Origin of the sequence: Streptomyces sp. ISL-10 (genome assembly GCF_018614575.1) — a bacterium.
Lineage (GTDB): Bacteria > Actinomycetota > Actinomycetes > Streptomycetales > Streptomycetaceae > Streptomyces.
The window spans coordinates 13966-28803 of sequence record NZ_JAGGOJ010000003.1 but is presented as its reverse complement, the minus strand read 5'-3'; the positions used below and the strand labels follow the sequence as shown (position 1 = coordinate 28803).

The window sequence follows — 14838 nt, the reverse complement described above, 5'->3', positions numbered from 1 at the left end:
TCCTTGCGTGTGGCGGCCACTGGATAAAGGAAGTCGCTCGGCGCTGCCCTTTGACCGCCCTCGGCGGCCGGTACGGGGTCCGGGCGCGGCGACTTCCTCACGGGCGGCATCCCGAGGCCGTCCAACCGACCGACCATGCAAAGGACAGGGAGCAGCCGCGTGCCACCGAAAGATGGTTTCGCACGGCGCGCAGGTGCGCTGTTGCGCGCCGGCGCCAACGATCTCAAGCGCGACGACGAGAACGCCGAGCGTGAGCTCGGACTGGAAAAGGGAACCTTCGCACAGTACGTCGACGGCACCCGACCGGTCGACTGGGAGCTGATACGCCGAGCTGCTGAGGTGTGGCCGCTCAACGAGCGGGACCTCCTGCCGATCCACGACGACAGCCCGCTCGGTGTGCACATCATGCGCGATGAGGAGTCCCGGGCCAGCTCGCGGGTGCTCAGCCGGGCCGGGGAGCCCTACTACGAGTACCGGGACACCGCCATGTCCCGGATCGCGTCCTACCGCCCCGAGTGGATCCGCATGCTTCGGGTGGTCGACGACAACGAGGCGGACAACCCCCTCGTTCAGTGGAACCACGGCCACCTGCTGTACCAGTTCACCTACTTCCTCGGCCCGGTCAACTACTACTACCGGTGGGACGGGGTCTCGCACTGCGTTCCCATGGGGACCGGCGACTCCGTATGGGGCCTGCCCTTCGCGCCACACTCCTTCGCGGCACGGACCGACACCGAACCCGCCTGCATCCTCGCACTGACCTACGGCGGCGCCCTGGTCGGCGACGCGCAGCGGGAGTTGGCCGTCCTGGGCAGGCCGGCGGCCCACGCCCTGGCGGTCCCACTGACCGATGGAGCCCGGGGACCGGGCGCACTGCTCCGGTCGTTCATGGACGCAGGCGCGGTAACCGCGGCCGAACTCGCGGCCAGGACCGGACTCTCGCTGCGCCGCACCGGAGAGCTGATCGACGGCTCGGACAGTCCCACCGCGGAAGAGCTGGCTTCGCTGGCGACCGGGCTGGGCGTCTCGGTGCGCGACCTGCTGCTTCCCCGCAGCGAAGCGGTCGATGGCGTCTCCGTGCAGCACGCCCGCGACGCGCGGAGCTGGGAGTTGCCCGGTGTCGGCGCCGCGTCCTACCGGATCACCAGACTCGCCGGTGATCCACTGCATCCCCATACGTCGGCCCTCCAGATCGACGTCCTGCTCGACGACTTCGAGCGCACGGCCCAACTGAGCACCTACCAGCACCAGTACCTGTACGTGCTCGGCGACGACCCAGTCAGCATCCGTTGGGAGTTCGCGGGCGAGCGATACGAGGAAACCCTCGCACCGGGCGACTCGGCGTACGTCCGTCCGCAAGTGCCGATCGCCTTCGCGATCGCCCACGGTGGCCACCCGCAGGTGCTGCTGCTGCGGATCGCCGGGGCGGTCACTCCGGAGGTGCGCCACGCGGTGGGCACCCTGGCGCCCGGCGGCATCGATCGCTACGTGGCCGAGGACCGGCTTTGGTACAGCAAGGAAGGAAACTGATGTCGGAGCGTCTTTCGAGGGGCGGGCAAGTGCCACCGGCGTCCAAAGTCGACCGCCTGCGGGACCTGCTGGCAGGGCCGTCGCCGGTACGCGCGGTCGGAGCGCACGACGGGCTCACGGCCAAGCTGGTGGAGCAGGCCGGCTTTGACGCGGTGTGGGCGTCGAGCTTCGAGATCTCCGCCAGCCACGGCCTGCCGGACGCCAGCCTCGTGACCATGACGCAGTACCTGGACGCGGCCACCGCGATGGACGAGGTCACCGACATCCCGGTCATCGCGGACTGCGACACCGGCTTCGGCGGACCGATGAACGTGGCCTACGCGGTACAGCGCTACGCGCGTATCGGCATCGCCGCCATGTGTATCGAGGACAAGCTGTTCCCGAAGATCAACAGCTTCGCGGACATCGCACAGGACCTGCTTCCCGCCGAGGACTTCGCTCTGAAGATCAAGGCGGCCCGAGAAGCGCTCGGCGACGAAGACATGGTGTTGATCGCCCGCACCGAGTCACTGATCGCCGGGCATGGCCTGGAGGAGGCCCTGGGCCGCGGACGGCTGTACGCCTCTGCGGGCGCTGACGCCGTGCTGGTGCACAGCAAGAGCCGCCGGCCCGACGAGGTGCTCGAGTTCGCCTCGAAATGGGACGTCGACGTACCGCTGGTGGCAGTGCCCACCACGTACGGAACGGTGAGCGAGCAGGAGTTGCACGAGTCCGGGTTCCGTCTGGTGATCTACGCCAACCAGGGGCTGCGCGCGGCGGTCCGGGGCGTGCAAGAAGTGCTCCGGGAACTGAACGCGGCCGGCACCGCGCGTTCCGTCGACGAGCGCATCGCGTCCATGTCCGAGGTGTTCGCGCTCCAAGGCATGCCCTCCGGCTACCGAACGACGCCATGACGTCAGCGCCGCACTTCGTTTCCGCACTGGAGCAGGCGGGCGTGAGCCTGGTTTCCGGCGTGCCCTGCTCCTACTTCGCGGAGCCGATCCAACTGCTCCAGGACCACCCCCGCATTCGGTACGTGCCGGCGGCGAACGAGGGTTCCGCGCTGGCCGTCGCCGCAGGGGCACGGCTGTCGGGCGAGCCCAGCGCGGTCCTGGCCCAGAACTCGGGCTTCGGCAACCTGGTCAATCCGCTCACCTCGCTCGTGCTCCCGTACCGGATCCCGGTGCTGGTCCTTGTGAGCATGCGCGGCTGGCCGACGGCGGGTGCCGGAGAGCCGCAGCACCACTGGATGGGCAAGGTCGTGCCCCAATGGCTGGACTCGCTGGAGCTGCCGCACTGGATGCTGCGGACAGGCGGGCCCGCACTGGACACGGTGCTCGAGGAGGCCCGACCGGTGCTGGAATCAGGCCGGCCGGTCTTCGTCCTGCTTGCCAAGGGAGCCCTGAAGGACAACCCCGCGGCGACTGCGGCAGCGGATCTCCCGGACCGGGCCCGCCCCAACCGTGACGACCTCGTGAATGCCGTGCTCGCGGAAGTGCGGGGAGAGCACCTGCTGGCGACCACCGGCTACCTCTCCCGCGCCCTGTACAACCGTGGCGACCGGGCGCGCAACTTCTACATGCAGGGGTCCATGGGCCACGCGTCCGCCATCGCGCTCGGGGCCGCCCTGAGCCGGCCGGCGGAGAGATTCGTGGTCTTGGATGGCGACGGCGCGGCGCTGATGCACATGGGCGCCTTTGCCACGATCGGGCACCATGCTCCCGCGAACCTGGTCCACATCGTCTTCGACAACGGCGCCTACGAATCGACGGGCGGTCAGCCGACGAGTTCGCCGGCGGTCCGGTTCGACGAGGTGGCCCGGGGCACGGGCTACCGCTACGTCGACCGGGTCTCGTCGGTGGAGCGGCTTCCCTCCGCTGTCCGCGCAGCTCTGGACGCCGGTGGACCGGCACTGCTGGTGGTGGACGGCCGTGTCGGCGGCTCCGCCGGTGAGCGGGCCTCCAGTGCGCTCTCCGTGACCGAGATCGCGACCCGGTTCGGGCGTGGCCTCGCCGAAGGCCGGGAGAACCACTGATGGGTGTGTCCTCACCCGCCCTCCACGACCACGACCGGCTCCAACCGCGTCCGCGGGCTTGCGGACGCCTGACGGAGCAAGTGGTGGGCGCGCCCTCACCGTCTCTGTATGCGGATCTGCAGCCGCTGGCCGGCCATTCCGCCGCCTATCTGGGGGAGGGCGCGGCCGGCCGGCTCGGCGGAGCGGTCGAGGCACTCGGCGGTCGTCGGGTGCTGCTCGTGCACGGCCGCACGTCATACCTGCGCTCCGGTGCCGCAACCCTGGTCGACCGGTGGGCGCGCCGCTACCGGATCTCGCACTTCGACGGTGTGCGGCCCAACCCGGACATCGGGCAGGTGCGGGAAGGCGTGGCCATGGCCCGCAGGTTCCGCCCGGACGTGGTGGTCGGGATCGGCGGCGGCAGCAGCCTGGACGTGGCCAAGGCGGTCGCCGTGCTGAGCGCCCAGCCCGTGGCCGACCCACTCGACTGTCTCCGGCAGCCGGAGCTGATCACCGAGCCGCGTCGAACCGCGCTCGTACTGCTGCCCACCACCGCCGGATCCGGCAGCGAGATGACCAGATTCGCCACCGTGTACGTCGACGGCCGCAAGCACTCCCTGGACCTCCCTGCGGTTCGGGCCGACTTGGTACTGGTCGATCCGGCGCTCACCTCCTCGCTGCCCCGGCCGGAGTCCATCGCCGGCGGCCTGGACGCGCTGGCGCAGGCCATCGAGTCGCACTGGTCGGTATCGGCAGACGAGGCATCCCGCACGCTGGCCGTGGAAGCCCTGGAACGGCTGCTGCCCGCGCTCGCCCGTGCTGCCGACACGGGATCCTTCGCGGACCCGAAGGTGCGCGCCGACATGGCGCACGGAGCCGCGCTGGCCGGCACTGCCATCGACCTCACCAGGACCACCTCGGCCCACGCGTTGTCGTACGAACTGACCGCGCGCCTGGGTCTGGCCCATGGAACCGCCGTCGCACTCCACCTGGACTGGCTCCTGGGCCGTCACGCGGCGTTGGACGAGAGTGAATGCCGGCACCCCGATGGAGCCGCGGCAGTGAGGCGGCGAGTCGAGGTCGCGCAGAACCTCTCCTGCGAGAGCACCGGTGGCAGCGTGGAACAGCTGGTGCGGCGGCTCCTGGGCGCAGCAGGGCAGCCGGTCGCGCTGCACGAGCTGTCACTTCCAGCAGACACCTGGAAGCAGCCGCTGACCGCGGCGCTCTCCTCGACGAGGGCATGGAACAACCCGTGCGTCCTCACCGAGGAAGACATTCTTCGCTTTCTCGTCTGATCCCTGGTCGAACCCGACTCTTTCCGCCGCCAAGGAGGCATCCCTGTGACCCGACCCCGAGTGCTTTACACCGACCCGCCGTGGCTCGTCGAAGAGGGACGCCTCGACGTATCGCTGGCCACGGTGGAGCGCGAAGTCCTCGGCCAGGACGTGGAGCTGCGCTTCGGGCCCCATCGGGACGGGCGCTACCAAATCACCAGCCAGGAGATGCTCGAGAGGGCAGCCGGGTGCGACGTCCTCGTGGTCTACCGCACGCAGGTCACCGAAGAGCTCCTCGACGCGGCCGGTGAAAGCCTGCGCTCGGTGGTCCGGCAGGGGGTGGGCGTCGACAACCTCAACACCGATCTACTGGCGCAGCGCGGACTGCCCGCATACAACGTCCCCGACTATTGCGTGGACGAGGTGTCCACCCACACGTCCGCCCTGGCGCTCGCCCTGGAGCGACAGCTGGTCCCGCAACACCAGACCCTGGTCGGCGGAAAGTTCGACATCTACGCCGGCGGCACGCCCCACCGGACCAACCGCCGCACCCTCGGCATCGTCGGCTTCGGCCGGATCGGCCGCGCCGTGGCCCGACGGCTGGGCGCCTTCTACGGGCAAGTCCTGGTACACGACCCGTACGTGGGCCGAGACCTCGCGGAAGGCTACGGAGCCCGGTCCGTCGACACCCTGGAGGAGTTGCTCGCGCAGTCCGACATGGTGACCCTGCACTGCCCCCTGAACCCGGAGACCGACGAGCTGCTCGACGAGTCAGCCCTGAGCCGGATGAAGCCCGGCTCCTACCTGGTCAACGCGGCCCGAGGACGCCTCGTGGAGCCGGAAGGCCTGCACCGGGCCCTTCGGGAGGGCTGGATCGCCGGAGCCGGCCTGGACGTCTTCTCACCCGAGAACCCGCATCAGGACCCCCGTTGGCACCCGGTCCTGGCGCACCCTTCAGTGGTCGTGACCAGCCACCGGGCGTTCCTGTCAGCCGAAGCGGAGGCAAGCAGCCGGCGACGAGTCGCGGAACTGGTCGGCGCCGCACTGGACGGGCGCACGCACGGACTGGTCGGGAGGGTGACCGCACCGGACCCGGTCCGGTGAATCCCGCTGGTGTGCCAGGCCCGACGACAACGGGCCCGGCACGACCAGCGGGAGCGGCTTACGCGGCGGCCGGCAGGGGCCAGGTGCCGTAGGCCCTGGCAGTACAGCAGTGGGTCGCGAGGGAAAACGGTCCCGCCGTCGACCCGCGCGATGATCAGCCAGTGGTCGCCGGCCTCGATCATCTGCTCCGTACGGCACTCGGCGACGGCCAGCGCGACATCGGTCAACACGGGAGCACCCTCCGCCACCGGGGAGGGCTCCCAGCCGAAGCCGGCGAACTTGTCGTGTCCCTTGCCCGCGAAGACCTGCGATGCCTCGGCACCCGAAGCGGCGAGGAAGTTCACCGCGAAGGAACGGGAGGCCCGGATCGCGGGAAGGGTCTGGGACTTCTTGTCCACCCCGATCAGCAGCAACGGCGGCGAAGCGGAGACGGCGCATACGGTGTTGCAGGTGAATCCGCGGGGCTCGCCGTCCTCGTCCATCGCTGTGATGACGGCGACGGCAGTCGGGAAAGAGCCGAAGATCTCGCGGAACTGCTGGGAAGTGACGGGCATGTGACTCACCGCGTTTCATAGGTTGGGTACCGCAACGGGCGTACGAAACTCAGAGGAGCTCGTGCTCCATCGCGCGCAGCGCCCGGTAGGCGCGTTCGATCTCGGCGTCGTCGCGGTGCACGAGGAAGACCGCGCCGGGAGAGGAATTGAGGTCGACAGTTCGCCCGGTGAGCGCGCCGTCACCCTTGCGGAAACGGACGCTCTCGAACGCCGGGAGCTTCTCCAACGCCTCCCGGATGGCCTGCTCCGGCAACGGAACCGATCGGTGGGCGATGAGGTTTACGCAGCGCGCCGACTCCTGCCGCGTGTAGCGCAGCGGGCGACCGGTCAGCTCGGGCGCGTCGGCGGTGTGACAGTCCAGTGTCAGGGTCACCTGGTCGGCACCGGTGCACCGCTGCAGGGCGGGAGGGTTGGCGAGTCCGGAGATCCGGGCACCCGTTTCCAGCAGCACGGGACCATCCGACGTGAGGATCAATTCGGTGTGGGCCGGGCCGTTGTCGATGCCGAGTGCTCCGAGGACGTCGCAGACGTACGGCAGGATCTCCTCTAGGCGCGGGTCACCCGGCGCCAGCAGATCCTCGTAGTCGTAGATCTTCCGCTGCTCGTCCACCACGGCCTTGCGGCTGATCCAGACGTCGGTGAACCGGTGCGTGCCGTCCCGGCTGACCGAGTTGATGATGTACTCGTCGCCTGCCAGGTACTCCTGTCCCAGGACGGCCTTGTTCTCTCGCAGCATGAGGTTGGTCTTGCCGACTATGGCCTCGACAGCATCCTTCACCTCTTGGTCGGTGTCGCAGGTGAAGACGTCCTCCGAACCGGCACTGTCCAGCGGCTTGACGACGATCCTGTGGAGCCCCTGCTCACGCCGCCAGGCCGACAGCTTGCCCGGGTCCGTCCCCTGCAGCTGGCGGGGCGTGCGTACGCCCGCCGCCGCCAGCGCCTCCATCATCAGGGCCTTGTCCCGCCGGGCGGCCGAAAGCGCCGGGTCGTTCCCCCGCAGACCCAGCGCCGCGGCGATCTCGTCGGCGGTCTCCACACCGAACTCGCTCGCCGAGATGACGGCGGCTGGACCAGCCTTGGCGAGACGACGCAGCACGTCCTCGGCATCGCCCGGGTAGGTGAGGTCCTCATCGAACAGCCCGGCCGGCAGGCTGGCGGCAAAGGTTGCCGGAACCTCGCGGCGCGATCGGACGTGGATGAGGCGGTAGCGGCCGGCAGCCTGGTGCGCCAGCAGGGCTCCGCTGGAGAACGCGTCCACCATCACGACGACAGGCTGGTCGGGTACTTCTTGAGTCACTGGTGTTCGTCTCGCCAACTGATAGGGAATGAGCGGTTGAGTCACGTCTCGGCCAGCGCCGCAGCGCGGTCGTAGCGGTTGGCGACGTGATTGAGCATTGCGTGGAGACGGTCGGAACCGAAGTCGTCGAATCCGGCATCCTCGGAGGTACCGGGCAGCGGCAAGTTGCCGCGCGATCCCCAGGTCAGAGCGCCACGGCCGTCGATGACACTGGTCACCGCGCCCGCGTTGTCCGGGTGCAGGCCGAACGGGATGTCGAGAATTCCCCGTTCGAACGCCTTCGTCAGGGCGGTGCCGACATCAGGATCAAGACCGAGCACCGTTTCCACGAGGATCCGAGCCTCCGCCAGCACCTCGTCGTAGAAGGCGTTCTCCAGCCCGGTCGGCACGGCCGGCGTCCCGCTCGACGCCTCTGCGGACATCCGCAGCGCGGCAAGGTTCTCCGCAACAGTCGGAATCTGCCACGCCTCGGAGACCGTTTTCACGATCATCCGCTCGCACCCGGTGTCGCGGGCGAGCCGGCCGCTCTCGCGGATCAAGGCGGAGGCGCCGTCCGGCGTCTTGGGAAACAGGCCCATGTAGGTGTACAGCACGACGTGCCAGCTCATCCTGGGCAGGTGCTCGGCGGCAAGCGTGCGCAACGCCCGGAGGGCGCCGCGGTCCTGCTCGGCGAGTACCCCCTGGGCGAAGCTCAGCGAGATGTGGCGCAGCCCGTGCTGTCGGAAGAAACAGCCCTCCAGCACCGCGGTGGCCACCAGGAGCGAGGGCGGGCAGAGCTGGCCGAGCAGGCACCCGCCGAAGCTCTCGATGTGGCCGTACTCGGTCTCGCCGGCCAGGAACCGGGTGGCCTCCGCCCAGGCCTCGACCGCCTGGGCGAGCGGCAGCCGACTGTAGGGGAGACAGTAGGAGACCGGGCCGCCCTCGGTGGCATCGAGACCGACCTCGACCAGCTTCTGGAAGACGCGAAGTGGAAGTGCGGTGCCGTGTCGTACCTGGACGGGGAACCCCGGGCCGTGGAGGCCCTCAAGCAGGGTCCGGGTCGCCTCGGCCGGGTGGGAGACCAGCGGGTACCCGTTCAGTTCCTCGCCCGCGCTCAGCCGCTCCAGGGGTGTGGTGTAGTCGCCGACTCGGGTGTAGCTGTCGAGCGTGAGCGTGCCGACGGTCGGCAGTCCGAGCGAAGCGACCTGGGACAGACCGTCCCGCATCGCCCGGAGACTGCCGAAGCCCATCCTCGGCTGTACCACCACCGTGCCCTGCTCGCGGCTCTGGGCCACCAACCGGTCAAAGTGTCCGGCCATGTCACCGACCTGATATCAGTTCGAGGACGGGCAGTCCGGTGCCCGGATCAACCGTCTTCACCTGGGCCTTGTGCGGGTCGCCGGCACGTACCCGCGACATCAGCGACGCCTGCGCGCCGAAGTCCACCAGCGTGCTGCGGTAGAGCGTGCGCAGATCGGTCATGGAGAGCGCGGAGACGGTCTCCAGCCACCCGGCCGCCTTGTCGGTGCCCGCGTCGCCGCGCAGCGCCGCGTGCAGGTCGGCAGTCCTGCCGGCCATCTCCGGATGGCAGGCCTCGACGAAGGCCTGCAAGCGGGCGCCCTCGTTCGTGAAGGGAGAGAACACCATCGCGGTGAGGGCGGCCTCGCTCAGGCCGAACACGTCGCGCGCGTAGGCTGCGGCCAGTTCTCGTCGCTCGACCTGTTTCGCCGGCGAGTCGTAGCGGCTCAGCGCGAGCCGGATGAGATTTTCAGGCATCTCCTTCTTGCGCATCATCGTCTCCGCGAGCTCCAGGTACTCGCCGATGCCCGCCTCGTAGCTGCGGCCCTCCACGTACTCGGCGCGAAGACCCCGCAGATGGGCCATCAGGGTCGGATTGGCACAGTCCGACTCGGTGAAGCTGAAGGCGAGGTCGTCGAACTGGAAGCCGAGGAAGTCGACGATCAGATCCCAGTGGTCGTGGACGCGGTAGCTGACCATGTCGTAGATCGAGACGAACTCGGGCTGCATCGAGCGGTCTCCGGTGGAAACGGAGCGCTCGGCCACCTCGGCCTCGCGGTCGGCGCCGAAAAGCTCCCGGAAGTACGCGTCACCGATGCCGCGCAGCGCCGTCAGCAATCCCTGGAAGCCCATCCGGCGGCATTCGTCCACATCGATGCCGCTTGCCTTGGCAAGGCGCAGGATCCAGGCGGAGTAGAGCGCCTGCTCGCGTCGGGAGTCGCCGGTCATGATCACGTCGACACCGTCCTGCCACCAGGCGGCACGGCCGTAGAAATCGGCCACCGCCAGGTTGCAGCTGTTGCAGAAGGTCGGCCGGCCGTCCCCTGCCGACCGGTGACCGTTCATCAGCACGTCGAGTCGGTTGAGGTCGACCAGACGCTTCGGCAGCGGGAGGTCGACGCGGAACCGGCGGATCTCCGTGTGGTCGATGGTGAGCAGTTCGGCCCGCTCGTCGTCGAGCAGGCCCAGGGCGTCGTACACCCTGTGGATGTTCTCCATCACGGCGAGCGGTACGCCGGCATGCCGCATGTTGGCGACGCGCATGACGAACGTGTGGCCGTGGGTGAGCTGGAGGTGCAGCTGTACAGCCCGGACGAAGGCCACCACGTAGGTGCTGTCCTTGCCGCCTCCGTAAGCCACCATCACTTTGCGTTCGGGCAGCCGGTCGGAGCCTCCGACGGCTTCGACCAATCGGTCGCCGACGGCGACGATGCCCTTCAGCTCGATGTCACTGAGTAAAGCCGCCAACTGCTCGTAGCGTTCGCGGTCGCTGAGGCGCGGGTCATGGTTCGGACGGTCGTTCACAGTGCAGTTACCTCGAATTCGAAAGTCTCGATGATGCGGTGGATGTCGGCCTCCACCTGGTCCTGGTCGTGGTGCAGCAGGATGAACCGGCCGGCGTGCAGGGCGTCGTAGGCCCCGCCTGGCTCCAGGACCTCGCCCTCGGCGGGCAGCAGTTCGCGCCACACGGTCGGCACTTGTTCCCGCACGGAGGACGCCTTCCGGACCACTGCCGGCAGGTCCGCCGGCTTGGGTACGACCAGCCAGCCGCCGGACGGGTCACCCGATCGGGGCGGAAGCACCGCCTGCTCCCCGCAGAAGGAACGCAGCCAGATCTCGAAAAGATTGACCCCGAACAACTTGTTGAGAAGGTGGGGGACCTCGCTGCCGCCGACCCGACCGCCGATCTCCAGGAAGACGAGTTCGTCCTCGGGCGTGACGAAGAGCTCCAGGTGGAACGGTGTGCCGGACATCCCGAGGGCGCGGACGCACTCGCGGGTGAACTCCTCGATCCGGCTTCTCCACGCGGAGCGCTGGAGGACGACCGATCCCAGCGGTTCACCGGTTCCGAAGGACAGGCAGTCGTTCACGTACCGCGACACGACCTGGAATCCGACCTCGGCCTCCGCCCCGGCGAAGCCGTCCACATGGTGGATGGCGCCCGTGACGAACTCCTCGATCTCATAGCGCGTCAAGTCGACGGAGGCCAGAAGCTCGGCCAGTGTTGCTTCGTCGTCCACTCGGTGGACGCCGATGCTCGCGGCCCCGTCCACGGGCTTGAGGATGACCGGGTAGCCGTGCGAGCCGGCGAAGGCGAGCCCGTCCTCGATGTTGGTGCACGCGGCGAAGCGGGGGACCCGGACACCGGCGGCGGCCAGGATCTCCTTCATCCGCACCTTGTCCCGGTAGACCGCGACCTCGGCCGTGGTCGGACCGGGCAGGCCGAGGTCCTCGCGAACCTGGGCGGCGATTTCCAGGGTGAACTCCGACAGGGCGATCAACTGGTCGACGGGGCCGACCTTCTCGGTCACCTCGACGACGGCCGAGCGCAGTGCGTCGACGTCGTTGACGTCTCCGATCTGCACCAGATGTGCGATCTTCGCCGGTTCGGTGAGCACACCCTCGGCACCGAGCCCGTCGACGATGTAGCTGACCTGGTGGGCGTCGTGGTCGATGAACTCCTCGTAGCGGGTGAGTTCGTTGTCCCACCGGACGTCGTCTTCGCTGAACCGGGGCCACCGGTTGACGATCACAATGTGCATCAGCGCACCTCCGTGGTGCTGAGCCCGGCCAGGTCCCACGGCGGGATGACCGCCGCGTCGGCCTGCCAGGCGGAGAAGCCTTCGGACTTGCCGAAGTGAAGGAAAGCGAGGAAGCGGTCGATGGCGTCCTCACCGGTGAACACGTCGGTGTAGCCGTGGTCGAGCAGTGCGCGACGGGTGCTGTCGTTGTCCGACTCGGCAGTGGTCAACTTGCCGCCGACCACACTCGGAACCTCGAGCCGTCGCTCCCGCAGGGCGGAAAGCAGCACTCGTGCCCCGTGGAGGCCGTGACCGTTGACACTCGACACGACCAGCAGATCGGGCCGGTTCTCGGAGACCGCCTGTACGACATCGTCGACGGGAGTGCACGCGCCCAGGTTTTGCACCTGGGCGCCGTTTTCCTCCAGGAGCTTCTGGAGGTAGACGAGGTTCCAGATGTGGGAATCCGATTCGACGGTGCTCAGCAGGCACCGTAAAGCTGCACTCATGCCGAGACTCCTAGAGCGACTTCGTCCTTGCGGGCGGCCAGCGCCTTGGTGAAGCTGCGGATCGTCAGCGGCAGGAAGACGGCGCCGAAGAGGCACAGCAGCACCGAGAGCACGACGACAAGCTGCTGCGGTCCCACTGCGCCCGCGACGCCCGCGACGAGCAGGCCGGCGATGGGGAATGACAGCAGGTTGAGGAGGTAGAAGGGGCCCATGATCTTCCCCAGGTGCTCCTCGGGGATCACCTTCAGCCGCTGGGTCCGGTTGAAGACGTTGTAGTAGGCGTCTCCGATGAGGATGGCCACGAAGGCCGGGCCGTAGACGGCGAAGGACGGGGCGAACCCTGCAGTCAGCAGCGCGCCGCACATCACACAGAAGCCGATGACTCCCAGGGACCCGACGCCGAGCCGACGCAGGAGGAGCGGGATCACCATCAGGTTGAGGATGCCGGTGATGCCAACGAACGTGTTCAGCCAACCGAACGACGAGTCGGGAGCATTGAAGACGTCGGTGACCAACGCCGCGTTGACGCTCAGCACGCTCGCCAAGACCAGGTTGATGGCGAAGTTGAGGATCCCCAGCAACAGGACGGGCTTGTTCCCGATCAGCAGCCGCCAGCCGAGCCCGAGTTGGGAGAGGACACGTCCGACGGCGCCCGGACCACCCGTACTCGGAAGACGCAGTCCGCGAGGCAAGGGAAGCCAGGTCGCCGACGCCAGTGCGAAGGCTCCAGCGGCGATCATGAGCAGCCACACCTTGCCCAAGGCAGAGGCGGCCAGGATGGCCAGCGCGGGGCCGAGCGCCATCGCCAGCAGCTCCATGTTCTGGACGAGCGACTGGGTACTCGCCACCTTGTCGCCCTTGGCCAGCTGCGGGACCATCTTCTCCACGGCCATCCGGGTCGGCGCCATGAAGACCGAGAGGAAGGCTCCACCGGTCATGAGGGCGCCGGTCGTCCAAGACGGCTGGGTCAGGCAGACGACCAGTACGCCCACCAACACGACGGCGCGGGCCGCGGTCACACGGGAGAACAGTCGGGCGCCGCCGTCCCGGTCGGCGAGCAGTCCGGCGAACGGGTAGGCGATCAGGCCGGGAAGCCATTCGAGTGCAAATGCGAAACCGAGGCTTGCCACCTCGTGGGTGTCCTGGTAGATCAGCAGCGGGACGGCGAACAACACCACCTGTTCCGCGATGAGTCCAAGCAGGACACCAGAAGCGAAAAGACTCCGGTGCAGCCGATTTCCCGTCATGCCGCCGACCGATCGTCGTCTTCATGTTTGCGGATCAGCGGGAGCACACGCGTGTAGAAGGTCCGCATCTCGTCGCGGGTCGGCCAGCCGGAGAAGATGAACTCACTGACGCCGGCCGCCTTGTATGAGTGCAGGTATGTAGCTACCTCTTGGTAACTTCCGACCACGCACAGAGCGGGGCCGCCGCGATACGCAACGGCACCGGAGTAGAGAACAGGAGAGAGCCAGTCTCCATCGGCCTTCTCGGCCAGTCGGAAGGAGTTCTTCACAGCTTCGGAGTCCGAGGCGGCAACGAACTTGGCGACCCATTCGCGGTGGTCCTCGTCCGGGTCACGCATCATCTCTGCGAGGTCTGCGAGCGCCTCGTCCCGCGTCTCGCGAGCCAGGACGTGCATGCGGATCCCGACCCGGCCACCCTTGGCCAGCACCGGCGCGGCGGCCTCGGCGATGCCCTCCGGGGTGTCTCCGTAGCGCAGCCAGCAATCGCCGTGCTGGAGGGCGGTCTCCTGGGCCGGACCCGAGGCTCCGCTGATGTACACCTCCGGACGCCCTCCGCCGAGGTATCCGAGCCCGAGCTGGGCCTCTTCGATGCGGTAGTGCTCGCCGCTGTAGGAAAGCGGGGTTTCCCCGCCCCACATGCGGTGGACTATGTCGAGGAATTCATTCATTCGAGCATATCGGCCGTCGTGTGCGACGAAGTCGCCGTAGTAGGCCTGCTCGGCCGGAGAAATACCGGCGACCAGATTCAGCGATATACGGCCGTCCGACATCCAGGAGACCGTGTTGACGATTTGCGCAAAGAGCGTCGGAGAAAGAAGTCCGGGCCGATAGGCGAGGATGAATTTCACGCGCTCGGTCTCTCGGACCAGAGCGCCGATCATCGGCAGCGGGTCGGGCATGTGATAGCTGATTCCCATCAGCAGGGAATCCACGCCGAGCCGATCGGCTTCCTTGGCGAAATCGACGATTCCATCGAAGTTCAGTTGGCCGACCTGGTACTTCTCGGTGGCCTTCTGCTGGCCGCTGTCCAGCGGGGAGCACCAGTGGAACCGCAGCTCGTCCGAGTCACGTTCGCGCTGATGGGAAGGGCTGCTCAGACCCATGGGGTCAACCTCCGGTCGTGTGATGTGCCTTACTGTTCGGCACACGGAAGGCCGGTCGGCGCAGAGACGTCACCGTCTCCCGGTCAGCGTTTACGTTGTTTCGCTCGCGCTGCTCCTGGGGAATTTGATGCTTGTCCGGTTGAGGTGGTCGAGTAACGGACATAACAATCCCGGGGCCATTGCTCCGTGCATTGGGGATCTTGACACG

General features: G+C 68.0%; 12 protein-coding genes and 1 pseudogene. 5 read left to right on the top strand and 8 right to left on the bottom strand.

The genetic code is table 11. From position 1 onward, the window contains the following. The first annotated feature begins 159 nt into the window (after nt 1-159). The 5 genes from J7E88_RS01090 to J7E88_RS01070 all read left to right on the top strand — a co-directional run bounded on the left by J7E88_RS01090 (nt 160) and on the right by J7E88_RS01070 (nt 5901). A complete protein-coding gene (locus tag J7E88_RS01090; RefSeq protein ID WP_215176254.1) occupies nt 160-1530 on the top strand; it encodes a hypothetical protein in 1371 nt (456 codons plus the stop codon). Next, complete coding sequence (locus J7E88_RS01085) at nt 1530-2423, top strand: isocitrate lyase/phosphoenolpyruvate mutase family protein (RefSeq protein WP_215176252.1); 894 nt, start codon at nt 1530-1532, stop codon at nt 2421-2423. Before J7E88_RS01090 ends, J7E88_RS01085 begins: the two co-directional genes overlap by 1 nt. After that, entirely contained in the window at nt 2420-3544 is a 1125-nt protein-coding gene (gene aepY / locus J7E88_RS01080) for a phosphonopyruvate decarboxylase (protein WP_215176251.1), read from the top strand. The genes J7E88_RS01085 and aepY overlap by 4 nt, the downstream gene beginning before the upstream one ends. 83 nt (nt 3545-3627) lie before the next feature. Continuing rightward, nucleotides 3628-4818, top strand: coding sequence for a phosphonoacetaldehyde reductase (locus tag J7E88_RS01075; RefSeq protein ID WP_215176246.1), 1191 nt, complete (start codon nt 3628-3630; stop codon nt 4816-4818). 45 nt (nt 4819-4863) lie between these two features. After that, nucleotides 4864-5901, top strand: coding sequence for a C-terminal binding protein (locus J7E88_RS01070; RefSeq protein WP_215176245.1), 1038 nt, complete (start codon nt 4864-4866; stop codon nt 5899-5901). A 152-nt stretch (nt 5902-6053) separates the two neighbouring features. Here J7E88_RS01070 and J7E88_RS37245 read toward each other — a convergent pair. The 8 genes and pseudogenes from J7E88_RS37245 to J7E88_RS01030 form a co-directional block, all read right to left on the bottom strand. Beyond that, nucleotides 6054-6383, bottom strand: a pseudogene (locus J7E88_RS37245) (flavin reductase family protein); the annotation flags it as partial. Between the two features lie 121 nt (nt 6384-6504). Continuing rightward, entirely contained in the window at nt 6505-7752 is a 1248-nt protein-coding gene (locus tag J7E88_RS01060) for an ATP-grasp domain-containing protein (protein ID WP_215176244.1), read from the bottom strand. A gap of 41 nt (nt 7753-7793) precedes the next feature. Beyond that, nucleotides 7794-9050 (bottom strand): methylaspartate mutase, encoded by a 1257-nt coding sequence (locus J7E88_RS01055; protein ID WP_215176243.1) that lies wholly within the window; start codon nt 9048-9050, stop codon nt 7794-7796. Nucleotide 9051: 1 nt separating this feature from the next. Then, nucleotides 9052-10554 (bottom strand): PqqD family protein, encoded by a 1503-nt coding sequence (locus J7E88_RS01050; RefSeq protein ID WP_215176242.1) that lies wholly within the window; start codon nt 10552-10554, stop codon nt 9052-9054. Continuing rightward, entirely contained in the window at nt 10551-11792 is a 1242-nt protein-coding gene (locus J7E88_RS01045; RefSeq protein WP_215176241.1) for an acetyl-CoA carboxylase biotin carboxylase subunit family protein, read from the bottom strand. The genes J7E88_RS01050 and J7E88_RS01045 overlap by 4 nt, the downstream gene beginning before the upstream one ends. Then, nucleotides 11792-12280, bottom strand: coding sequence for a cobalamin B12-binding domain-containing protein (locus tag J7E88_RS01040; protein ID WP_215176240.1), 489 nt, complete (start codon nt 12278-12280; stop codon nt 11792-11794). The genes J7E88_RS01045 and J7E88_RS01040 overlap by 1 nt, the downstream gene beginning before the upstream one ends. After that, complete coding sequence (locus J7E88_RS01035) at nt 12277-13527, bottom strand: MFS transporter (protein ID WP_215176237.1); 1251 nt, start codon at nt 13525-13527, stop codon at nt 12277-12279. The genes J7E88_RS01040 and J7E88_RS01035 overlap by 4 nt, the downstream gene beginning before the upstream one ends. Beyond that, nucleotides 13524-14630, bottom strand: a complete 1107-nt coding sequence (locus tag J7E88_RS01030; RefSeq protein ID WP_215176235.1) for an LLM class flavin-dependent oxidoreductase — start codon at nt 14628-14630, stop codon at nt 13524-13526. Before J7E88_RS01030 ends, J7E88_RS01035 begins: the two co-directional genes overlap by 4 nt. Nucleotides 14631-14838 lie beyond the last annotated feature (208 nt).